Annotated in this window: 23 protein-coding genes; 15 read left to right on the top strand and 8 right to left on the bottom strand. The window is 43.9% G+C overall.

Annotated features, from left to right (window positions below):
* Window positions 1-4 precede the first annotated feature (4 nt).
* The 3 genes from ESB13_RS08915 (at window position 5) to ESB13_RS08905 (ending at window position 1,960) form a co-directional block, all read left to right on the top strand.
* Complete coding sequence (locus ESB13_RS08915; protein ID WP_129002641.1) at window positions 5-865, top strand: helix-turn-helix domain-containing protein; 861 nt, start codon at window positions 5-7, stop codon at window positions 863-865.
* Between the two features lie 125 nt (window positions 866-990).
* On the top strand, window positions 991-1,719 hold the full coding sequence (locus tag ESB13_RS08910) for a siderophore-interacting protein (protein WP_129002640.1): 729 nt from the start codon (window positions 991-993) through the stop codon (window positions 1,717-1,719).
* A gap of 28 nt (window positions 1,720-1,747) precedes the next feature.
* Window positions 1,748-1,960 carry a hypothetical protein gene (locus tag ESB13_RS08905; RefSeq protein WP_129002639.1) on the top strand — a complete coding sequence of 71 codons (213 nt, stop codon included), beginning with the start codon at window positions 1,748-1,750 and terminating at the stop codon, window positions 1,958-1,960.
* Here the strand turns inward: ESB13_RS08905 and ESB13_RS08900 are convergent.
* From ESB13_RS08900 to ESB13_RS08890, 3 genes are all read right to left on the bottom strand, one after another.
* Window positions 1,947-2,636: a DinB family protein gene (locus ESB13_RS08900; protein ID WP_129002638.1), complete on the bottom strand. Its 690-nt coding sequence runs from the start codon at window positions 2,634-2,636 to the stop codon at window positions 1,947-1,949. The two genes, ESB13_RS08905 and ESB13_RS08900, sit on opposite strands and share 14 nt — an antisense overlap.
* A gap of 190 nt (window positions 2,637-2,826) precedes the next feature.
* Window positions 2,827-3,906, bottom strand: a complete 1,080-nt coding sequence (locus tag ESB13_RS08895; RefSeq protein WP_129002637.1) for a hypothetical protein — start codon at window positions 3,904-3,906, stop codon at window positions 2,827-2,829.
* A gap of 59 nt (window positions 3,907-3,965) precedes the next feature.
* Window positions 3,966-4,586: a hypothetical protein gene (locus ESB13_RS08890; RefSeq protein ID WP_129002636.1), complete on the bottom strand. Its 621-nt coding sequence runs from the start codon at window positions 4,584-4,586 to the stop codon at window positions 3,966-3,968.
* A 220-nt stretch (window positions 4,587-4,806) separates the two neighbouring features.
* On the opposite strand from ESB13_RS08890, the gene ESB13_RS08885 reads away from it, so the two are divergent.
* From ESB13_RS08885 to ESB13_RS08875, 3 genes are read left to right on the top strand one after another with little or no spacing between them, the layout of a single operon-like run.
* Window positions 4,807-5,220, top strand: a complete 414-nt coding sequence (locus ESB13_RS08885; protein ID WP_129002635.1) for a hypothetical protein — start codon at window positions 4,807-4,809, stop codon at window positions 5,218-5,220.
* Window positions 5,221-5,227: 7 nt separating this feature from the next.
* Complete coding sequence (locus tag ESB13_RS08880; protein ID WP_129002634.1) at window positions 5,228-7,039, top strand: tetratricopeptide repeat-containing sensor histidine kinase; 1,812 nt, start codon at window positions 5,228-5,230, stop codon at window positions 7,037-7,039.
* Window positions 7,036-7,791, top strand: coding sequence for a LytR/AlgR family response regulator transcription factor (locus ESB13_RS08875; RefSeq protein ID WP_129002633.1), 756 nt, complete (start codon window positions 7,036-7,038; stop codon window positions 7,789-7,791). Before ESB13_RS08880 ends, ESB13_RS08875 begins: the two co-directional genes overlap by 4 nt.
* Before the next feature lie 318 nt (window positions 7,792-8,109).
* Here the strand turns inward: ESB13_RS08875 and ESB13_RS08870 are convergent, their stop codons facing one another.
* The gene (locus ESB13_RS08870) at window positions 8,110-8,607 is read right to left on the bottom strand and encodes a hypothetical protein (protein ID WP_129002632.1); all 498 of its coding nucleotides are present in this window, start codon (window positions 8,605-8,607) and stop codon (window positions 8,110-8,112) included.
* A 151-nt stretch (window positions 8,608-8,758) separates the two neighbouring features.
* Window positions 8,759-9,112 (bottom strand): winged helix-turn-helix transcriptional regulator, encoded by a 354-nt coding sequence (locus ESB13_RS08865; protein ID WP_129002631.1) that lies wholly within the window; start codon window positions 9,110-9,112, stop codon window positions 8,759-8,761.
* 83 nt (window positions 9,113-9,195) lie between these two features.
* On the opposite strand from ESB13_RS08865, the gene ESB13_RS08860 reads away from it, so the two are divergent.
* The 3 genes from ESB13_RS08860 to ESB13_RS08850 all read left to right on the top strand — a co-directional run bounded on the left by ESB13_RS08860 (window position 9,196) and on the right by ESB13_RS08850 (window position 10,768).
* Complete coding sequence (locus ESB13_RS08860) at window positions 9,196-9,702, top strand: dihydrofolate reductase family protein (protein WP_129002630.1); 507 nt, start codon at window positions 9,196-9,198, stop codon at window positions 9,700-9,702.
* Window positions 9,703-9,761: 59 nt separating this feature from the next.
* A complete protein-coding gene (locus ESB13_RS08855; protein WP_129002629.1) occupies window positions 9,762-10,199 on the top strand; it encodes a hypothetical protein in 438 nt (145 codons plus the stop codon).
* Between the two features lie 122 nt (window positions 10,200-10,321).
* Window positions 10,322-10,768 (top strand): hypothetical protein, encoded by a 447-nt coding sequence (locus tag ESB13_RS08850; protein ID WP_129002628.1) that lies wholly within the window; start codon window positions 10,322-10,324, stop codon window positions 10,766-10,768.
* On the opposite strand, the gene ESB13_RS08845 is transcribed toward ESB13_RS08850, so the two are convergent.
* The gene (locus tag ESB13_RS08845; RefSeq protein ID WP_129002627.1) at window positions 10,765-12,285 is read right to left on the bottom strand and encodes a glycosyltransferase family protein; all 1,521 of its coding nucleotides are present in this window, start codon (window positions 12,283-12,285) and stop codon (window positions 10,765-10,767) included. The genes ESB13_RS08850 and ESB13_RS08845 overlap by 4 nt on opposite strands.
* Window positions 12,286-12,577: 292 nt before the next feature.
* Between ESB13_RS08845 and ESB13_RS08840 the strand changes: the two genes are divergently transcribed.
* Both ESB13_RS08840 and ESB13_RS08835 read left to right on the top strand, forming a co-directional pair.
* Window positions 12,578-14,692, top strand: coding sequence for a trypsin-like peptidase domain-containing protein (locus tag ESB13_RS08840; RefSeq protein WP_129002626.1), 2,115 nt, complete (start codon window positions 12,578-12,580; stop codon window positions 14,690-14,692).
* 415 nt (window positions 14,693-15,107) lie between these two features.
* Window positions 15,108-16,319 carry a glycoside hydrolase gene (locus ESB13_RS08835; RefSeq protein ID WP_129002625.1) on the top strand — a complete coding sequence of 404 codons (1,212 nt, stop codon included), beginning with the start codon at window positions 15,108-15,110 and terminating at the stop codon, window positions 16,317-16,319.
* A gap of 94 nt (window positions 16,320-16,413) precedes the next feature.
* Here ESB13_RS08835 and ESB13_RS23755 read toward each other — a convergent pair whose 3' ends face one another.
* Window positions 16,414-16,632 carry a PfkB family carbohydrate kinase gene (locus ESB13_RS23755; protein WP_281275052.1) on the bottom strand — a complete coding sequence of 73 codons (219 nt, stop codon included), beginning with the start codon at window positions 16,630-16,632 and terminating at the stop codon, window positions 16,414-16,416.
* A 104-nt stretch (window positions 16,633-16,736) separates the two neighbouring features.
* Between ESB13_RS23755 and ESB13_RS08825 the strand changes: the two genes are divergently transcribed.
* The 4 genes from ESB13_RS08825 to ESB13_RS24275 all read left to right on the top strand — a co-directional run bounded on the left by ESB13_RS08825 (window position 16,737) and on the right by ESB13_RS24275 (window position 21,626).
* A complete protein-coding gene (locus tag ESB13_RS08825) occupies window positions 16,737-18,206 on the top strand; it encodes a family 43 glycosylhydrolase (RefSeq protein ID WP_220399585.1) in 1,470 nt (489 codons plus the stop codon).
* 61 nt (window positions 18,207-18,267) lie between these two features.
* Window positions 18,268-19,830, top strand: a complete 1,563-nt coding sequence (locus ESB13_RS08820; protein ID WP_246022507.1) for a glycoside hydrolase family 43 protein — start codon at window positions 18,268-18,270, stop codon at window positions 19,828-19,830.
* Window positions 19,831-20,442: 612 nt separating this feature from the next.
* The gene (locus tag ESB13_RS08815; RefSeq protein ID WP_129002623.1) at window positions 20,443-21,495 is read left to right on the top strand and encodes a phage integrase SAM-like domain-containing protein; all 1,053 of its coding nucleotides are present in this window, start codon (window positions 20,443-20,445) and stop codon (window positions 21,493-21,495) included.
* Window positions 21,408-21,626, top strand: coding sequence for a tyrosine-type recombinase/integrase (locus tag ESB13_RS24275; protein WP_164974143.1), 219 nt, complete (start codon window positions 21,408-21,410; stop codon window positions 21,624-21,626). Before ESB13_RS08815 ends, ESB13_RS24275 begins: the two co-directional genes overlap by 88 nt.
* A 56-nt stretch (window positions 21,627-21,682) precedes the next feature.
* Here ESB13_RS24275 and ESB13_RS08805 read toward each other — a convergent pair whose 3' ends face one another.
* Window positions 21,683-22,567 carry a DUF5677 domain-containing protein gene (locus tag ESB13_RS08805; RefSeq protein WP_129002622.1) on the bottom strand — a complete coding sequence of 295 codons (885 nt, stop codon included), beginning with the start codon at window positions 22,565-22,567 and terminating at the stop codon, window positions 21,683-21,685.
* Between the last annotated feature and the right edge of the window lie 5 nt (window positions 22,568-22,572).

Raw genomic sequence — 22,572 nt, 5'->3', positions numbered from 1 at the left:
AATTATGCCCGCAAAGCAGAAGAAGCCCGTCATACCATTTTATCACCTGCACGACATAGCAGCGAAGCGCTTTATGCTGATAAAGCTCACGCATTATCATATCAATACTTACGGCGACCAGGCACATAGAGATGATAGTTATATCTTCTTCTTCCAGGTGTCAGGTTGGACAAAGGTGAATGTTGATTTCCGGGAAATCACACTTTCAGGCTGTTCCATCTTTTGTGTGCTTCCCGGACAGGTGCATAATGGCGTTCTTGCAGATGATGCAAGCGCATGGACACTTGCAGTAGATGCCTCCTATATTAATGAAACGTTTCGTGCGCTGCTCTCCGGCTTCGCCATGCGCAATGCGCCAATACGTCTTGATGCTTCAAAAAGCATCCTTTTTCGCGAGAGCTTTCAACTGCTTAAAAACCTTGAAAAAAGCACCGGTAACGATATAAGCGGGAAAGCATTGGAAGCCATGCTCGAAGTGTGTATCAGCCTGTTTGCCGATACCTGCGGAAATGAAAGCCCACCGGAAGAAACTATGCTGCGTCCTGCAACAATCACCCGTCAGTTTAAGAGCCTGCTTTTGGTAAGCTTCCGGGATATGAAAAAGCCATCTGAATATGCGGCAGCACTAAACATTTCTCCCTCTTATTTGAACGAGATGGTGAAGGAAACCACGGGACGCCCGGTAAGTTACTGGATTCACCAGGAAATCATTCTTGAAGCCAAAAGAATGCTTTTCTATACCAATGTAACAGTAAAGGAAATTGCCCATCTGCTCGGCTTTAATGACGTCACTTACTTCATACGCCTCTTTACCAAAACTGCAGGTATGTCTCCACTGAAGTTCAGGAGTGGATACCGTAAATAGTCCAACTATATCTCTGATTTGTTTATTGTTTGAGGCTTATTGTTATACGTCCTTTGCACTATCAGAACAAGGGATGGATCATAGGCTTAAAAGAGCTCTCATCATTTCAATCTTAATAAACGCATATGCCTAACGTACCTAAATGGATCGCCGACCAGATGGAGAACCTGCTGGCATCCAAATACCTCGATGTTGAGGTGAAAAGAATAGAAAACCTGGGGCCTGAGATCAGGATCATAACATTTGCCGCTGAACTGGAGAAGATCGCTATCCACCCGGGCGCCTCCATGGTTTTCCGGGTGGGCGATAAAGAGCTGCGACACTATACACCCGCTACATTTAACTGCGATGAAGGGGAGTTTGAAATTATCTTTCATATACATGGCGGCGGACCCGGCAGCGACCTGGTAAGCCGGCTAAAACTAACCGACCGCCTGAAGGTGTCGTTACCGGGTGGTCGCAGGTTGTATGAAGAAGATGAACAGCATCATTTTTTCTTTGGCGATGAAACCAGCCTGAGTTTTTACAGTATACTGCTGGCTGAACTTGAAAAACAGCAGGGAACGGTCAGAGCCCTGTTTGAACTGAATGAATGCAATAGGCATATTCCTGCTGCATTGGGCTACGAAGTGGACACTGTTCTTAAAACGCCGGCAACACACGGTGCAAATGCTATAGCCTGGTTGGAGGCCCGTATGCAGGCTGAGCCTGATCTGTTCAATCGCTCTGTCTTTTATCTTACAGGCAATATACCTGCTATACAGCGTTTCAGAACAATGCTTAAAAAATACGGTATAAGCGCTAAGAAAATAAAGCTGCAGGGGTATTGGGCAGAAGGCAGCGTAGGTTTATAAAATTCCCAACTTAACAACAGTTACAAAAATGATAGGTGTATTCAAAACCAATATTATGGAAAAGGAGCAGGCACAACGGGTAAAAGAAAGCCTGCTAAACGACTTTAAGGAGCTCGCCATTAATATAGATCTGGAGGATTGTGACAAGGTATTGCGTTTAGAAGGCATTGTCATTTACCCGGACCTCATAGTTGAGAAAGTGAAGGCTCTAGGCTACCATTGCCAGGTTATGGACTGGTGATCATTCTTGATCCCTTGCTCTTTGCCTGCATCGATTCATTAATATGGATCAGCTGGTGCCGGAGGCAGGGCATGAGAATGATGCCGGCAACATCTTTTCTCCCCCAGAAGTCTATCAGCCAGTTGGCCGACGGCACATTGTCAACAGCCTGTTCGTCTATAATCCGCTGCAGGTTTTGCTTGTATATTTTACGCTTTAACTCACCCTGCTGTAAACCATTGATGATCGCTCTCGACTGGCGTCCTACTGCAGCCCGGTAATGTTGCAGCGCCCCGATATCTATCTTTTGAGACAAGCGCAGTATTTCTCTGGTATCAAGGGAATTGCCGGTATGTGAAACAGGGCTGTTTATTCGTTTCCGCCAGTTGCCTTCTTCAAATAACTGGTTTTTACCGGCTACGAGTAAACTCATGGTGATGTCCTCTATTCTGGAAGAGTGCCAAAGCCCGTAAAGGATGGTTCTTCCTTTGCTGTTGGTGGCTTTTCTTAGAACAGGTTCTGTTAAACCTTCCCATAATTCGTCTTCAAAGGTTGGTGAACTGCACCCCGACATTTGGGAAACAAACAGCATACTATGTAAATTCAATATAACTTGCCTGGCTTCTTCAATATGTTCCGGGTTGCGAATAACAACTTTTAGTTGTTGCAGGCGGCTACTCCAATCTTTCTTATTCATTGGAAAGGATATTGGTAAAAACAGATGCTAAAGTTAAGCATCCTGTATATCATTTATGAAGAATTATGTGGCCGGAATGTACATATTGACCATCAACCTGCATAATCAGGAATTAGCGGCGGATACATACAATGTTTACATTGTTGTCGCCGCCGCTTATATTCCTTTACGCCCAAAGTTGTGTTAACCTTCAATTGCTAACAATATTCGAATACGAGTTTGCATAGGGTGGAAGCGGAAAAACGGGCTGCCTCCCATTAGTCGGGATACCAGGCAATAGGATCGTTGCTTTTAAGAGGGCCGGGTATAAGGCCTCGATATCTTTTACAAAAGAGGGCAGAGGTTTTACATACAACTTTTGCAAAAGATGATGCAGCAGGATTATTTTATTAAGCTGTATAAAAAGCTCAGCGTTGTATCCGGCGATAATGGTAAGTGCAAAGTAATTCTGCCAAACCTGGTCTGCTACCGCAATATCGATAGCAGATACCCAGGCTTTCAGTTCTTCAGTATCGGTAAGGTTCAGGTGTTTTAGTAAGGTGTTTTCATAGGTGTCGCCCCTGTGTCCATACGCTATTGCATCGTATAAAAGAGGGAAGCGGCGGAAAGGTACAGGGATGTTTACAATATGTTCAAAATACTGGCTGGTAGCGGCATCCTGGTCTTGCAGAAAGGCCATGGCCAGTTGTTCCATAGCATTGCGGTCTTTTGTTTGTGCAGGCGCTATCAGCTGGTGATATAACGAATCCGCCGGAGCTTCGGCAGTGTTATATTCTATAAAATAAAGCCAGGCGTCCTGGGTTGTTTTTGTTACCTCCCGGCCTATGTTGATATAAGGGAATAGCAATGCGGTTACAATAAGATCTGTGCTGATGGGGCCGGCAGCTTCTATAGACTGAGGAGGCAGCACGAGCGGGTAAGGAGGCGGGCCCGGGGGGATTTTGCCCGCTCCTGTAGCTACAGTGCCCTCAAAATGATACTGTGAGGCCCGGCTTGCTGCAAAGCTGTAAAACAGGTTGGCATTTAACATCATTTCCGCTTCTGCAAGTGTAGTATTCAACTGTCCCTTTATAAACATGCCGTTTGAAGTTTTAATGTCTACCTGCTGCAGGGCGTTTCCGGTAAGCTGCCCCGTCATGGCAGGTATATTGCTTTTAACAGGTGCGTAAATGCTATAAGAAACTGAAAGCTGTGTTTCTCCTGCATCATGCCCGTTATAGTAAAATCGGGTTGTAATTCTGATAGCGTTATCGATAATGAACTCAGCCATAACATACAGTTAAACTGGTTAGGAGCCGGGTGGTTATAAGGTAAGGGTACGTGGTATTATCAGGCGTACACTATGTTCTCCAGCGAAAAAGTATATGGAGCAGCTTCGTGCCCCGGTCCGCCGCCTCTCATCACGATATCAGCGCTTTTAAGGCCCAAAAGTGATATCTCGGTATTTATCTGCGATACAACAGCCGAATTAACTATTTCACCCTCTTGTACCTGCGAAGCAACGCCAATCCAGATAGTAGGTTTGAATTGAAATACCGCTTTCTGACCTGGAGCAATATCTGTTTTAATAGCCAGCAGCTTGCCGTCTTTATAAATGTTGGCGCTAACCGCACCGCGTTCCAATGCGTTTAATACCTCTATCTCTTTCAGGTCGGTCGATTCCCCTGTTAACTTTAGTATATCGCCGGAAGTGTCTTCTATTATGCTGAACCGTTGACCATTGTCTGCCGTCAGTTGCGGGCTGAAGTTGCCCCAGGAGTCACCGGCAGCAATAGTGTTTTTCATAGGGTAGCTGAAAGGATGGTTCCATCCCGCTCCGCAATTCTGAATTACTGTCCAGGCAACCACAGCGTCGCCAAAAGGAAAGCTTTCATTATTCTGGAAAATAACAATCTGTGAATTATTTTTATCGTTTGAGTCGTTAACGAAATTTAGTTTAATGTCAGGCATAAGGATATGGTTATTCGTAGGATAAATTAGTTATGGCTCGTCCCGATGTATTGTTGGTAAGTGTGTCATAAAGCTAGTTTACCAGGTCATGGTTTCCCCTGTAAATGGCACGGGTTGCCGTTTTAGAGGAATAAGCGGTAGTTTTTTGATTATTAAACTTATTTGGGTATGTTTGTTTTCATCAATATTCTTTGACCAAACGAACACCCCAAAAAAAAACATGAGCACCTCTAACCCAACAGCAATCATCAGCTACAAACAGAATCTTTTTGCCTCAGGGCTTGTTAACCCAAACGCACTGGAACCACTCGTCGCACTTTTCCCGGAACCACAAATGGAAAAGCAGTATCGTTTGCTTATTCACGTTTATATCCCCGATGGTGTTGAACCTAGCCTGAATAAGGATTTCGGGAATATAACGGAGATCGCTACCGAAGCAGGAAACGTTTCAGCCCGGCTTATCGCCATTGACTATGATGAGCCCTCTGCTGAAGTGGATACCTATTCATTATGGGCACTGGATATTACTTATGCCATTAATGATGGCGTTGAAGCACAAACTACATTGGCGCAGTTTGTGATCGGCGATCCCCAGACTTCCCGCGGTACTGTTACTGGTGTGGTAAGAACCTGATACGGTTATGAAATACTTATGTAAGCTTGCTGTAGCTATTGTTTCAGTTATTTTTATTGGAACCGCCTTTGCGCACGCGCAGCAAACAGTTCGCCTGCCTGTTAATCTAAAACAGCGATTAATTGCTGTTTGTGATGTTTGCCAGCATAAACCTGGCAGCAATACAGGTTACCGGCAGGGGCTTCATCACAGTATTGAAGCGCTATTGAGCGGTGAGCTCGATAGCGCTTATACGCATGCTTTATACGCAATTACCCAAACCGACACCGGCAGCGATGGCTCCGGTCGCCAATACGCTTATTTTATAAAGGCAAAGGTCTTATACTATAAAAAGCTGTACACCCAGGCCATAGCAGAATATAAGCAGTTGCTGGGTAATGCACAGCTGGATACTATCATACGATCTAATATTTACACTAACCTGGGGGAATGTTATCTTGAGTTAAGTGATTTTAAACAGGCATTACACTATTTTGATAGCTGGAAACAAACATTTCAGAAGTATAACGATCTCTATAGCGCGAGTGCCGTATACCAGAATAGCGGTCTCTGCCTGTTTCATATGGAGCGATACGCGGAGGCAGAGAACGATTTCAAACAAACGTTAACGGTAAATGAGCAGTTGCGCGATACGTTTGGCCTGGCTATGAACTACATGAACCTCGCGAATCTTTACTACAACCAATACCTGGACAGTAAGGCCATTCCCTGTTTTGAGAAATCACTGCTGTTTGCAAAACGGGCAGGCGATCTTGAAGCGCTTAAAAGCGCCTACCTGAATATGGCCGTAGTGGAAGAGAACAGGAACAGGTTTAAAGAGGCTTTGCAGTACCGAAAACAATACGAAACCCTGCACGATAGTGCCTGGAACCGGGATAATATCTGGAAACTGGCCAGCCAGGAAAAGAAATTCACCGCACAGATCAAAGAGAACAAAATTCACCTGTTGGAACAGCAGGCACTTGTAAGTAATGCACAGTTGAAAACGCAGCGGTGGCAACGAAACACCTTATTAGCAGTTGCCATTGGCTTTTTAGCGATAGCAGGGTTTTCGCTGGTTGCCTATACCATAACCCGGCGCAAAAACAAAATTATTGTAGAGCAGAAAGATGCGCTGGATCTGTTAAACAAAACGAAGGACAGGCTTTACAGTATTGTGGCCCATGACCTCCGCTCACCGATTTATTCATTGAAAACAAACCTCGCCAAAATTAAAACAGCCCTGTCAAAGGGAGTGATGAGTGAAACCAATGAGGTGCTTGCAAACGCGCAGCATATTGCCGGAAATACTTATGCCCTGCTCGATAACCTGCTTAACTGGACGCTTAGCCAAACCAATCAGCTCCTTTTCCATCCACAGCGGCTGCAATTGCAGGCTATTGTACAGCAGGTGTATTTCGACTACCAGCCTATTGCTGCTAACAAGCAAATAGAGTTACAACAGTCGGTCCCGCCTGGTTATTTTATAAAGGCGGATCTTAATTCAATGAAGATCGTTTTGCGTAATCTGCTTGATAACGCTATTAAATACACGCCTGCCGGCGGCAGGGTTTCCATCACCGCTACCGGAAACAGCACGCAATGCAGCTTGCAGATAGAAGATACCGGCATCGGTATGGATGAACAACTGCTGGCTGGTTTACAAACAGAAGGTGAAACGGGCGTGCAACAGGATGCGGATGGTAATACCAGCACAGGCTTTGGCTTGAATCTTTGCCGTGTTATGGTTCAGAAAAACAACGGCAGCCTGCACATCAGCAGCAAGAAGAATGCGGGAACTCAGGTAGACCTGCTGTTTCCTTTAAATGACGACGTATGAAAGCAGTGAGAGTGCTTATTGTAGAAGATGATGCTGAATTAGCAGCAGGTTTGCAGATGATGCTGCAAAACCAGGGTTATACTGTATGTGGTGTTGCCAGTACGTTGAGCCAGGCCTATGAATTGCTGCAACAGCATATGCCGGATATTTCTATCGTGGATATTTACCTGGAAGGAAAACCGGACGGAATCTCCTACGCAAAAGCTATTTTTACTGGTAAGGTACATAGCCATGCCTATCTTTTCCTGACAAGTGCTGCCGACAGATCTACTTTCGAGATCGCAAAGCCATTGGGTGCTTTCAGCTATCTGTTGAAACCTTTTAATGAAATAGAATTGCAATATGCACTGGAGCTGGCTGTGGAGCAGTTTGCAAAGCAACCTGCACCATCCGTTGTTCAGCAGGAACTAAAAGCGCCCTCCCCCATGCACGATACCCTCTTTATAAAAAGAGGTAACATGCTGGCCAAGGTGCTGGTTGCGAATATCAGGTATATAGAAGTGGATGGCAAATACTGCAAAGTGGTTGATCAAAACGAAAAGTTTGTGGTGCAAATGCCCATGAAGCAATTGCATGATCAGTTGCCTGCTGCCATCTTTTTACGCATCCATCGGAATTATATCGTGAACCTCCATGCCGTTGAGAAAATAGACCTCCACGATAACGAGGTGATTTTAAATTGTGGCACCAGGTTAGCTTTAAGCAGAAGATACCTGGATGAATTGATGCATTTCTTTCATATCCTCAAATAACGCTTTAATAAATAAGAGGGTGGCTCATAAATAAAAATAGCCGCTGAGAATTGCTTAAACGGAAACCCTTCTCCATCAGGTACCCGAGAAAAACGAGGCCGTATCATAAGTACGATACGGCCTCGTTGTTTGCTGTTATAACGATAGTGACTATTGCATATCCCACCACAGGCGGTCTGTGAGCTTTGCCGATTGTTGAGGTTGTGGGTTTGCCAGTTGCTCGCTTTGGGGATATACCAGTCTCGAAGGGAGGTGGCATTTTAGGGATCAAGTGTAAGAATTTGGCGTGCGCAGAAATTACTTGTTCTGTTTTCGTGCTTATGGTAAGATTGTTACTGATGCGGCTGCTTCTATCCATTCTCCTTTTTTCCTGTTTCGCCATGTGTTATCGTCAGGCATAAAGTCGCATAACTCAATGTGAACTGGCGTTGGTTCCTGCCAGGTTTGCGCTGTATATCGAAGTTCAAGGATTACAATGTCGCCGGTGACTTTTTCTCCAGAGAATTTCTGGTCAAGTTTAACAACGGCAGCAAGTGATTCGCTTTGTCCTTTAATGAATTTGATAATAGTTCCACAGCGTTTTGATGCTGGTGGATTTTTCAAGAATAAAGGATCAGAGTTGTAGCCTCCTGATAGTTCTATTTTATCTCCTACTTGTAATGGTTGTTTTAGTTTAGTCTTTACGTTTTGAGGAAGAGGTGATGTCTTATGAGTTTCTTTTATTGGTTGTTGCTGTGTGTTGCAGCTTATAAGGAATATTATGAAAAATATCTTCCAAGTAGGGTTTGTAAAGCTGATCCATATTTTGTTATACATGATAAGGCTGAAAATTGGTGTGAAGAAATTTTATATCGATTGCCGGGCAGACGATCTTGATAGTGAGGTTATTGAATTTGGAAAAGATGTTGGCGAAACGTTGGCGCAACTAAACAGAAATGATTGAGCGGGCGGGCATAACAATACAGTGCTATTTCTTTATAATCTTACTCCTGTGTTTTAATCCGAATTCGAGCAGCGCTTTAATGACGGCTTCGCTTTCCCAGGCATGATCGGTAATTGCATATGAGACCGTGATGGGTTTGGTTTTGTTGACGGTTCTCGTTATCATAAGGTTTTGTTCCAGATCCTGTAATTCGCGGGTCAGGATTTTAGGAGAGATCCCTGCAATGGCTTCCTGCAGATCTTTAAACCTCATAGTACCCGAAGAAAGATTCCTTAAGATGGAGATCTTCCACTTACCGCCTAACAAATCAATGGCATCTCTTATTGCTAAAATCCTTTCTTTTAAAAATGCCTGGTCGGCACAGTTAGTCGGTGTCATGCTGGTGAAATTACTTTCCTAAAGGTAAGTAATACCTGGTTTGTGCCGGGTGCTGTATAGTTTTGAGTCAAAAATGACCAGGTATGAAAATAGTATTGATTGCAAATGTTTCAATGAACGGGAGGGTGTTACTCTCGGATAATCCGCATCATCAGTTGCCTAAGGAGGCAATGGCGTTTTATTTGAAATTGGCGAAACAGGTGGGGAATCTTGTTATAGGGGTAAAGACTTTTAAAAACTTCCTGCAGTTTCCGGATGAAGTAAAGGAACTGTTTAAAGGGATAGAAATTGTGGTGTTGTCGATGGAGCCGTTTATCGATGATAAATATGCCGTTGTCCGAAGTCCTGATGAAGCTATCCGGTACCTGGGCGGAAAAGGTTTTAACGAAGTGGCGGTTGGTGGCGGAACGGGGGCTTTCAATGCTTTTTTAGATGCGGACCTGGTGACGGATGTGTATTTTAATATTAGCCCGGTTATTACAGGCAGTGGCGGTGTTTTGGGGAGTGATATGAGATTGAATACCCGGTTTAAAGTTGAGGAGTATAAACTTCATGAAGGGTTTCTTCAGCTTTATCTGACCAGGCAATAGTTCGGGAGAATTTAGTATGCGGTGAAATTGCTATTTTACACCTGATAATTTTTGTAGCTATGGGATATGATTTGCATATTGTAAGGCGTGACGATTGGGATGATTCCGAAGCGGATAGTAACATTTCACTCGCGGAATGGCTATTGTATGTTGAGTCTGATCATGAGTTGGAATTGACTAATGGTTATCAGATAAAAATCCCCGGGGTTGAAAGTTCATTTCAGCATGTGCCCGGCTTTTGTTACTGGAAAGGGCATCCTGCAAAGGTCGCGGATGATAAGCCCTGGTTCGATTACGGACATGGTATGATAAGTACGAAGTATCCTGATGATGAGACTATAAAAAAAATGATAGCTATTGCAGCATATTTTCAGGGCAGGGTACAGGGGGATGACGGCGAATTCTATGATGAAACCTATCTCCTTGAAAAGGCTGGTCAGGCAATACCTGAAACCACTAATCGGACAGGGAAAAAGCCATGGTGGAGGTTTTGGTAGCATAAAATCACTCAAATCTGTGTCCAGCCTCTAAGCTGGCGGCGTTTTTTATGGGATATGGGAACCCGTATTTATTTTCTGAGGCAGGTTTATTTCTTTGTTGTTCTAAATAATTTTTTATTATGAACATCAAAAACATCTGCTTAATTCTTTCGTTGTTTCTTTTTTCCTGTAGCTCGTCCAAGTATTATGAATGTAAATACGATAGCCCTGTTGTTGTGTATGATAATGTGCAGTTGTCAAAATCGGTGTGTACGATACCAGCAGGAAGTGCTTTTGTTTTAGGCAAGAAGGTTAAGGGTAGGCGACTAGTTAATTACATGTCATTTAGTGGGTATACTGAAGAGTTTGGTTTTGCAAAGACCAAGGTGTTACCCGATTACAAATTTGTTTCTCCTGGAGTGGCTGTTTCTAATGGGGTAGCTCAGTCTTCCGGGCATTATAATAATAGTGCTGTTGGTGGGACAAGTAGTAGTAGTAGTAGTGGAGATGTTCAGGTAAAAGGATATTATAGAAAAAATGGTACTTATGTAAGGCCTCATGTTAGAAGTGCTCCGAGGAGGCATTAAGGATGATCATGCTCTGAATTGTTCGCTTTTTGAAGTGTGCATGAGTATATAACACCGTCGGTAGCGGTGTAGAGTGGCGTCAGCTTTTTATGAGCGGTGATAAACGGCATGGAGACAAGGTCGGTATCATTCACTTCATTGTACCGGATGAGGTAATGTTCGTTTGTCTTTGCAAAGGTTTCTACATCCTGGGTGTCAATGGTGTGAGGCAGCGATTTGGCAGCCAGGCCGGTTGTGAAATAAACGGCCTCCTGTGCATTGGAGTAAATAGTTGTACCCGGCTTAAACAAGTTGGGATGGTTTTGAATGTGTTGCGTTACCGGTGAGTGACGCCAGGAGTCCTGGGTATAGCCGGGGATGCCGTAGTGATTGTATTCATTGTACATGCTTTTGCTGATCTGCACCTGGCTTGCCTGGAACAATATGAACATGAGTGCCAATGGTACGAGCAGATATGTTTTACGAATATGGGAGAAGCGCTCTGGCAGCGTACTTAGGCTATAGATGACCACTAACAGTAATGGCGCAAAAGCCGGGGATAACAGGCGGTTATTGATCTGCTCGTAGCGGGAAATGGTAGAAGATACTACGATGAATAAGGTGTAAATGAAGAAGAAGGCCAGGGCGATGTTGTGCATAGCGCCATGTGATACGGGCCGGAATAGGTGCCTGATTAGTAGTATCGCTGATAAGAGCAGAGACGCTATAGCCAACAGGGTGGCCCCTTGATAATGACCTTTCAGGAAGGATAGCCAATCGCATAAAACCGTGCCGTAATAGTACATATTGGTAAAGAAAGGCGTTATGCCTTTTTCTCGTTCGCCGGTGAAAGTGCCCGTGATTTGTGCGTTGCGTAGGAGATTAGCCAGGAGGAAGGCGCTGCTCAAACAGCCGAATAACAGGGTATGTCCTATTCTTTTACGCAGTGGTGTGTTTAGCCGGAATAATATGATAAAGCCGCCTGTTGCAATCAGGGTAATGCCTGCATAACGTGTAATGCAGGCCAGTCCTGCGCAAACTGCCATACCGATAAGAACGGTCAGGGATGTTTTCTGACAATACTTGTGGGTAAGTAATAGTAGTACCATGCTGAGTACAATAAACAAGGTTTCGGACCAAAGCATGGTATATACATTCAGCAGCGCAGGGCTGATGATTAGTGATAGGTATAACGCCCATCTGGCAGTAACAGAACTGCTGCTTTTGCGGAAGGCAACACCGCATAGATAGATCAGTAGTCCGAACAGTAGTCCATTTAGTACGGGACCTGATACCACAGGATCTAAACCTGACACAAACATGCTTACTGAAAGAAAGACAGGGTAGAATACCGGGAAATCTACCAATGGCATGTGGTTATACGCTTCCAACTGATGATGGTGGTAAATGTTCCTGGCCACGCTGGTGTATACAACCGAATCGGGCGATACGCCAATACCGCCATGATGGGTAAATAATAAGATGATGCAAAAGCCTGCTATAGCAGAGAGTAGTGCGTTGGTATCTATGTGTTTCATAAAAAGGAGCTGCCGGCGCGAAGGTAGAGCAGATTTCAGTGGCTTTGCATAACACTGATGAAGATTTTTCAAGACGTTCCAGGATTCCAGCGACGTGCGTGGGCCTCTAATGCAGATAAATGTTGCCTTACGTTAGGCTGTGAAGTTTTGGGATATTTCTTGAAATCGATTGCCTAAATTGGGAAATGGCTTATTATTGTGAAACAGGCTGACCAGTTTTTACTTAAACTACAATAACCATGAAAAAAGATAAATATCCTGTTTCGAATAACAGCACCTCTAGTCCTGTTCTATGAGCAGCCTCGCGGTATCTTCCTGTAACAAGTGTTTTTGTGTGTTGTACATGTTACTTGTTACGGCACAGTTGGCGGCACACCCAGGTAAGCCATTCAGTCAGCAGGTGGCCTTGAATACCCCCGTTTCTTATATAGATATTGCTGATCGTTCCTCCTGTAAAAGAAATTACAATCAGCCCGATTTGCGGGACAATGCGGCGAAGGTGTCCCGCTTCGCCGATCTTTATGAAACGGAGCTTACTCCTCAAAATGCAGGTTGTTGGGATAATACAGCAATAGGGAAAATATGGCGGCTCGGTATCGCTTCCCCTGGAGCCTATTCTTTGTATATTTCCTTTAATTCCCTTGAACTCGCGGCAGGAGCCAGTCTCTATGTCTACGACGAAAAAGGTGATGATATCTGCGGACCGTTCACCGCAGACGTATTGCCGCATACCGGCGCGTTTTCGGTGCCACCCGTAAAGGGAGATAAAATCATTATAGAATTAAATGTCCCTGGTAACGTAAAGGAATATGGAAAAGTGGTAGTAAGCAAGTTGTATCATGACAAGCTGAATTATTTTGGACGTTACAATGGGCTACGGCGTCTGCCGCCGTCGGCGTGTGAAGAAAATATCAATTGCGAAAATGGGGCTTTCTGGCAAACGGAAAAGCGAGCGGTTTGCAAAATCATTACGGATGGAGCGCTATGTACTGGTACCCTTGTTGCCAATACTGCCCGCAGTCGTGAGCCTTATTTACTTACTGCTTATCATATCATTTTCGATCAGCAGCACGCAGCGGAGGCTGTCTTCTTTTTTAACTATGAATATGCGGATTGTGAGGGGGCTGTAGTAAATGACTACCAGCGTATTTCCGGCGCCAGTCTGCTGGCAACGGCGCCCGGATTGGATTATGCGTTGCTGAAACTTCACCAGGTGCCTCCTGAATCCTGCCATCCTTATTATGCTGGTTGGGATGCCGGCGTTCGTTTACCCGAACTGCCTGTAGCGGCTATACATCATCCGGGCGGATTACCTAAACAGTTGGCGATGTCATACCGTTATGTTTCTTCGGCTACTTATGCTCCGTTGTACCAGCAGGATGCATTCTGGGGTGTGAATTGGGAAGTTGGTATGACGGCGCCGGGCTCCTCGGGCAGTCCGCTGTTTAATAAGCAACATCGCCTGGTGGGAACCTTGACTGGTGGTAATGCCACTTGCGGAGGGCAGGGCACTGATTACTTCAATAAGTTGTCTGCATCATGGAAAACGCCATCCGCTGCCGGTAATGATTTGATGACTTGGCTTGATCCGGTCCACAATGGTGCAACGGAAATGGACGGGTATGATCCCTACGGATTGGATTCTTCTGATTGTAGTTTGATTTGGAATATAGGGCCAGGGGAAAAACTGGAAAGTTCTCCTTCTTTCTTGCCGGGAGCGGCTGCTCCGGGTGACCGTTTCACCGGGGTGGCTGAAAAATTCCTGCTGGAGGGCTCCCTAAGTTTGCCGTCCGTTTATCTGAATGTGTCAGGCATCAGTGTTACTGCTTCGGATTATATCAATGTTTGCATATGGATTGGTGATAATAGCCCGTCTGGCCTGATTTACAGGCAGAAGGTCTTTTTAAACCAGCTTACACAGGGTATTAACCAGATCATTTTCGATTCTGTATTAAAAATACAGGGTAATTTCTTTGCGGGGTATGAAACTGGCTTAAACGCCGGATCATCGTTTACATTATACAGGGCTGCCAGCAGGGGAAAGGACGGTGCATCGGGTATGTTTGTTTACGATTATACATGGCATGCTGTTAATAGCCTGCAATACAGTTACACGACTTCCCTGGCTATAGGTATCACCGAGTGTTACGGAAGAACAGCCCGGCCCGCTTCAGGTGCTTTACTGGTATATCCTAACCCATGCAGGGACTACTTTTATTTTGAACTGCCCGATGAACTTATACCCGATGAGGTTAAATGTTTTGATATGGCCGGCAGAGCGCTGAATATTGAATATACGCCGGGTGTAAGGAATATTGTTCACTTCAACCTGGCCAAGGGGGTATATATATTACACGTGAGAAGCGGGGATCGCCGGTTCCAGGCAAGAGTGCTGGTAGGTAAATAGCAAAGCCGGCTTTTTAAGCTTTTTTAAAACATTTATGCTATTCTTATTGACAAATGAGCCATCATTGATGCATGTGTATTATTAGGTTTGACAACATATCGGATAAACGACCAGACGCCTGAAAAAGATTGCAGCATTTTGCCATATTATCAACTGCAGAATATAAACACCAATAGAATAGCATAAGACAACTTCTCCCGCGTAATAAAGTCCCAAGGTATTGTAAAATGCTGCCATGCCGGTATGCCTGTATTAGCAGGTAATGGTCCGGCTATCCCTAACTTTAAATAGCACCATATGAATAAAAGTCCCCCGTATTACCTGTTATAATAACATTTACAGCCGGCCCGAGTCATTTCCGGCAGGCTTGTATCCGGTAAATATTGCTTAATGCCAATGATTAACAAATAAAAAGATGAAAATCAATAATATCCTGAAACTTACAGGAACACCGATTATTTTGCTCAGCCTTTCCCTGGTATCATGTCATAAAAGCCAGGACACAGACACCGCAGCATTGAATATCCCCAAAGGTACGGCTACTGTAGACGCCAATACTGTTCAGCAAACTGTGCAGGGCTTTGGAGGTGCCAGTATTCCTATTTGGATTGGAGATCTTACCAGTGACCAGCGTACCAAAGCCTTTTCTGCTTCCAGTGGAATTGGCATGAGTATTCTCAGAGTAATGGTGCCCACTTCCAGCAGCCAGTTCGCCGCTGAAAAGCCAACTATTGATGCTGCAAAAGGTTTGGGAGCAAGAGTCATTGCTACGGCCTGGAATGCACCGGCATCTATGATGGACGGACTGAAACTAAAAACCAGTTCATATGCTGCTTACGCAGCGCATCTTAGTTCTTACGCCAGCGCAGTAGGAGGGGTGTATGCCATTAGTCCATGGAATGAACCTAACTATTCTGCATCGGGGTGGATGGGAGCAACGGCTTCAGAAGTAGCTGATTTTGTGGCGGCACAGGGAAACAATTGCGGCGCGCCTATTATGGCGCCGGAGCCACTCAATATGGGACAAAGCTACATCAATACTTATCTGAGTAACGCTACTGCCAAGGCTAACACGGCTTTTGTTGCAGGACATATTTATGGTGCAACGCCTTATAACCTGGGTAACATCGGTAAATCGGTATGGATGACCGAACATTACACCAATTCTTCCATCAGTGGCAATGACTGGGGGAATGCCATGACAGCTGCCAAAGAAATCCATGATTGCATGGCGGCAGGATGGGCAGCCTATGTGTGGTGGTATATTCGCCGGTCGTATGGCCCTATCGATGAAAATAGTAACATTACCAAGTTGGGCTATGTAATGGCGCACTGGGCCCGGTATGTTAGACCAGGGTATACGAAAATATCATGTACTGCCAATCCTACTTCCGGCGTGTATACTACTGCGTATAAAAGTGGATCAAGGATCGTAATAGTGATTATTAATCAAAACAGTGCTACTACTTATCAGTCTTTTACACTTAGTGGTACATCTCTTACAGGCTTTAACCGTTATGTTACTACGAGTAGCTCTAATCTGGTGGCTAGTACAGTAGCTGTTTCGGTAGGTAGTTTTGGTATTAATCTTTCTCCTTCAAGTGTTACTACTTTAGTATCCCAATAAACGGCCTTTGCTTTCTTGCGGGCAGGTATACCGAAGGGGCGTCTTGTTACAAGGCGCCCCTTAGCAGCATAATCTTTATTTCATTTGTTGATGTCTAAAGGTCGCCGCTAAGCTTGCGCGATGCTATTTCAATACCGTGATGAACACAGTCGTCGAGTGTTTGCTTTACATTCCAGGCACTGATGAAACCAGCCCAGAATGCATCTCCTGCGCCTGTCGCATTCTTTACGGTTACAGGTTGGGCCGGCATATGTTGCCAATTGCCCGAAGCTGCTTTATAATGCACGCCTTCACTGCCGCAGGTAAGGCATATTACGGAGAAACTATTCTGGTAAAGGGAGGTTCTATATGAATACTGTAAGACTGGGATGGTCTTAAATGGCAGAGATCGGATTTGTATAATATAAAGTCGAATCTATGCAATTCTTTGAGGCAGAGGTTTTTCTAGTTTCGTGGCAACTATTTGATCTTATGCTTGCCAACATTGCAGATGCCTTTATGAAACTTTTCCTGCTTGCTGTAATTCATTTCAGTTGCAGTACGATAGCGCTGTGCCAATCAAAGAATCCTTTTGGGAAGGCATTGGTGCCTGACATGATTGCCGATGCCAGTATCCAGGAAATTAATGGAACGTTTTATTGTTATGCAACCACCGATGGATATGATCAGGGGTTGGAAACTTCGGGACCGCCGGTAGTATGGAAGTCGAAAGATTTTATTCACTGGAGTTTTTCGGGAACTTATTTCTCTTCTGCAGTAAAACAGAAATACTGGGCACCGAGTAAGGCCATTGCTGCTAATGGTAAATACTATATCTACCCTACAGTGAATGGTTACATGTATCCCGCTGTAGCCGACTCGCCCGATGGACCTTTTAAACTGGCAAAAGGCATCGATAGCTTCTATTTACCTTTTACCCCATCGGCGTTATTGTATTCAAAGAATCCCAAGGAACCCGGCGGGATCGATGCTGAAGTTTTTATAGATGACGATGGTCAGCCTTACGTTTTCTGGCAGTTAAGGCATGCTGCTAAAATGACCCCTGATATGGCATCAATCGATACTTCATCTTTTGTAACTATTGCTACAAAGCGGCAAGGATATTCTGAAGGGCCGATTTTTTTTAAACGGAAAGGTGTTTACTACTATCTCTACACGCTTGGGGGAGATGAAAAATATCAATACGCATATGGTATGAGCAAGACATCACCGCTCGGGCCGTTTGAGTTCCCTGAGCAGGATATTATAGCTACCACCAATTATGAACGCCAGATTTTTGGTCCGGGTCATGGTTGCGTATTTAATGTGCCCGGCACTGATGATTTCTATTTTGCCTACCTGGAATTTGGACGTAGAAGCACCAATCGTCAAACCTACGTCAACAAGCTTGAGTTCAATGCCGATGGAACTATCCGGCCTGTTAAGTTAACGCTTGACGGTGTTGGTGCTTTTCGTGCTGTAATACAGGGAAAAAGTATCAGCGTTGTTGATTCCAAAGCATCAAGTGTTCGTTCGGCTTTAATCGTCAAGCCCAACCAGGATTTTTCGTTGAAACGTACAGAATTTTTCTCTTCACAGTTTGCTTTTGATGATGCCAATGGATCGAGGTGGATGGCTGCTCCCGAAGACTCTACGGCCTGGCTCGTTGCCGATTTAGGCAGGATTCAGAAGGTAAGGCGCAGCGAAATCGGTTTTGTTCGTCCCACTGCAGGTCATGCTTATATACTGGAATATTCTGCTGACGGTAAGGTATGGAAAGCTTGCGGCGGGCATCGGCAAGTTGTTGTACAGTCGCCACACCAGGACATGTTAAATATAAAGGCCCGCTATCTGAGGATAAAAATTTTAGCTGGTGTTAAGGGTGTCTGGGAGTGGCATATTTATTAGACATTCAAGACTTTTTATGAATCGTTTCAGCTTATTGTCGCTAATATGTTGCCTGCAATTGGTGAGTCTATGTCTGCATGCTCAAATGACGGGTAAATGGGGAGATCAGGGAAACGGTACCTATGTAAATCCGGTTCTTCCTGCCGATTACAGCGACCTGGATGCCATACGTGTGGGGAATGATTATTATGCCATATCATCTACCATGCAATATTCACCCGGTATGGTAGTGATTCATTCCCGGGACCTGGTGAACTGGGAAATTATAGGTCATGTGGTTGATGATCTTACCCGCATTAGCCCGCAATTGAACTGGGACAGGATGGATTGTTATGGTAAGGGTATCTGGGCCGGTTCCATCAGGTATTATAAGAATAAATTCTGGGTTTATTTTGGCACTCCTGACGATGGTTTTTTTGTAAGCACTGCAACGAATCCTGCGGGGCCGTGGGAGCCGGTTCATCAGTTATGGAAGGTATCGGGATGGGATGACTGCTGTTCGTTTTGTGACGATGACGGGCAGCTTTATTTTGTTGCCACCAATTTTGCATTGGATCCTGCGAATGGGAAGAAATACAACATTCATCTGTTTAAAATGGCGCCAGACGGAAAGAGTCTTATCATGGAGTCTGATTCCATCATACATCAATCCAGCGGAAGTGAAGCCAATAAGCTTTATAAGTTCAATGGAATATATTACCATTACTTCAGTGAAGTAAAACCGGAAGGGCGTGTGATAATGATGGAACGTTCAAAGAGTTTATACGGTCCCTGGGAAATCAAACAATTAAATCATGTTGACGGCGGGGTAGATAGGGAGCCTAATCAAGGCGGACTATTGCAAACGCCGTCGGGCAAATGGTATTTTTTCACTCATCATGGCAGTGGAGATTGGGAGGGGCGTGCTGCCAGTCTTTTGCCGGTACACTGGATAGACGGCTGGCCCATCATTGGTAAGCCGGGAGCAGACACAATAGGGCGTATGGTGTGGACTGGTACAAAACCTATATCCTCTGGAAGAAAGATCTTTATTCAAAGTAATGACGAGTTCGGTGCTTTGAAACCAGGTGTTCAATGGGAATGGAACTATCAGCCGAGGGCTGATAAATGGTCTTTGGCAGCGCGCCGGGGCTTTCTTCGGCTGTATGCATTTGCACCCGGTAATTGGGACAGTAAAAGAAATATTATTCTTAGAGCTGGGAATACCATCACTCAAAGAAGTATGCGTACGCCTTCCAATGTTGCCACAGTCAGGATCGATATCAGTAATATGGCTGACGGTCAGTTTGCTGGTCTCACACATTTTTCAACTACCAGCTTTAGTTTGTTTGGGGTTAAACAGGACAATGAAAAAAGGGCTTTGGTTTATGATAATAATGGAAAGGAAACGCTGGGTATAAGGATTCATGGGCAATATATCTGGCTGCGCTCGACATGGAACGCCAATGGTATCAGCAGTTATGCATTCAGTACTGATGGGAAATCTTATCAATCTTTTGGCGATACATATCAATTAACATGGGGGGCTTACCGGGGCGATCGCATCGGGATTTTCAATTTCAATACAAAAGCCGATAAAGGATATGTAGACGTTGACTGGTTTAGATATAACTACAAAAAATGATGACTATTGCAAAATGGTAGTCGAACCGAAAGGATTGAAACTATTCTCATCTTTTTTAGAGGGCAGCACTATTTTTTCTCCAAATCAGGTAATCAATTTGATTCTTCAGTTTTATGATTGGACAAGGTCAGCAGCGGGAGATTTTTGATATGACCCCCGATAAGCAGCGGGCGACTTCACCCCAATAAAAAGCCTCACATTTCTGTAAGGCTTCTGTTCTGTGGGAGCACACGGGCTCGAACCGCGGACCCTCTGCTTGTAAGTAAGGGGTAACACCTTTTCTGCCTTAACCATACTTGAAGCTACTTGAATCATAAATGTTTTGACAACCAATTTTTTAGATAGTACATTTGATTTGGTATAACCATGTTAGAAGTGGATTTACTAGGTGGTTTGTTTGCAAACGGATTGCCAATAGTGGGGCTGATTTTGTGAATGGAAAAATTGGTTAATCATGTCAATTACCTATGTTATTCGTCTTGACGAGCGCAGAATGAAGCTCGACCAGACCTACCCGGTAAAATCTGGGTTACTTATGAAAAAAAAGCTGTTTCTTACTCCACTATTTACAGCCTTAGCAAATCTGATTATGCCAAATTGCCCGCCCCCAATTTGAAAGATGAACTAAAGGGGATCAGGGATAGTTTACGCAAGCTGAAAACAGCGTTGGAAGATTATCTGAAAGAGGTTAGCGATTTTAGTTTTGAACGGTTTGAAATGGGGTTTGTTTCCCGGCACCCGGATTTGGTGCATCGGAAAGCGAAGATGGCCGCACCTGTTCAGCTACCTCAAAGTTTCGATCTGTCCAAGTATGAAAAGAAGTACCGCATTCTAAAAGAGGAAGGGGCAAAGAAAGACAATCTGTTGGGTGCCTATGTAAGTAACATTGTATCATTGCTGAAATACAAGAGTGTTAAAACAGCGGATTTATACCAATCAGCCTATTATTCCATGTTTTCCTATTGTGGTAATATTCGTCTGGCAAAAGTCAATAAGCAGCTTCTCAAAGAGTATGATGCTTGGATGCGTAACAATGGCAGGGGCAAGACAACCATTGGAATGTATGTGCGTACTTTGAGAAAGATTTTGAATAGCGCAATTGACGATGGTATTCTTCCCCGAAAGGATTATCCGTTTGGCCGCAACAAATACATTATTCCTTCCGGCAGGAATATTAAAAAGGCTTTGGATAACTCATGTTTGAGTGCTATTTATTACTATGAGCCAGAAAAAGAGAGGGAGAGCTTTGCCCGTGATACCTGGTTATTCCTGTATTTCGGCAATGGGATGAATTCAAAGGATATGGCATTGTTAAAGTACAAGAATATAGTAGATGGCTTTATTGTTTTCGATCGGGCTAAAATTGAAACGACAGCGAAAGAGGAATCTAAATCTATCACCGTGTACCTTTCCGAAGAGCTGGAGGCAATTATTAAAAGGTGGGGGAATAAGAGGTTAAGTGACGAAACTTATATTTTCTCGATATTAAATGAGGGTATGGACGAGGTTGGCCAAATGACCGCTGTTCAATATTTTATCCGTATCACTAATAACTGGATGAAAAGATATTTGCCAGATTGGGATATGACAAAAGGAGTTCTACCATTGTCACCCGGCATTCATTTTCTACACACATACTTCATTCCGGCGCACCAAAAGAATTGATTCAGGAATCTTTGGGGCATCTGAATATTAAAACAACCGAGAATTACTTGGATAGCTTTCAGAAGCCGGTGGTGAGAGAGTTCGCTGAAAAATTACTTTCTTTTAAAAACTATAAGCTGAAAGCAAATTAGAATGTTACGTACAATGAGATTTGAGCGGTCATCCAATGATCGTTCAAATCTCATACTTAACTATTGTCTTTCATGTTTGTTTGGAATCCCGAGAAATATAGTTCTACATTCGATAATTTTTCTTTATCGATTACTGTTTTTCGTTCGCTAAATAACTGAACCATATCTAGAATTGCGGCGGCTAGGTATAAAGTGCAGATGTTAATGCAAATACACATATAACTTAGCTCTGTCATTGTACATTGGCCCCTTCCTCGTGCGTCATCCATTCTGGCAAATGACATTGGGGTACAGTGTATTTGGTTCGAGAGAAGCTTGTATATGGCTCTGAAATTAGTCGTATCAAAGGGAATTAAATTGGATATATCCTGATTTGTGAGGTACATCGACGATTCACCTTTTGAAATTCTATTTTTGTGTTCTTTGGGAAGATTAATGAAAAATGAATGTTCCTCTATTGCTTTTCTGTCAAAAGGCAGATTTTTTTCAAAGTCTTCAAGGATAGCTTGTTCTGCGTTGGAATCCTTATATATTTTATACTTTTCGCAATTGTCATGGTAGGAAATTATTAGTTTTCTAAAGTCTCTTTCTTCGTCGTTTATTTGCTGAATACATAAATAGAAAAAAGTATGATAGTTTTCTATAAGATTTCTGCAAAGCGACATTACTGAAAAATAATCCCAGAAATTATTCGTGGTAGGGAAAAGCCGATTCCACGGCAATAGTCTAACTATACTCGTACAGGAAATTGTCAAGCGGGTATATAACTGACTTGCAGTGACTTTGTGCCATTCTTTTGGAGCTACTTTTATGCCGCCAATAGCATCGGAAATATCAATGGCGAACATTAGGAAGATTTCCAATTGGATCAGTTTGTCTTTATATTCTTTTTGGCTGTTGTATAAATCTAGGTCTGCCGACTTGTTTGAATGTAATTCCATGAACT

The sequence above is a fragment of the Filimonas effusa genome, from assembly GCF_004118675.1.
GTDB classification, from domain to species: domain Bacteria; phylum Bacteroidota; class Bacteroidia; order Chitinophagales; family Chitinophagaceae; genus Filimonas; species Filimonas effusa.
The sequence above is the reverse complement of the archived record's forward strand: the minus strand, read 5'-3'. Positions and strand labels throughout refer to the sequence as shown.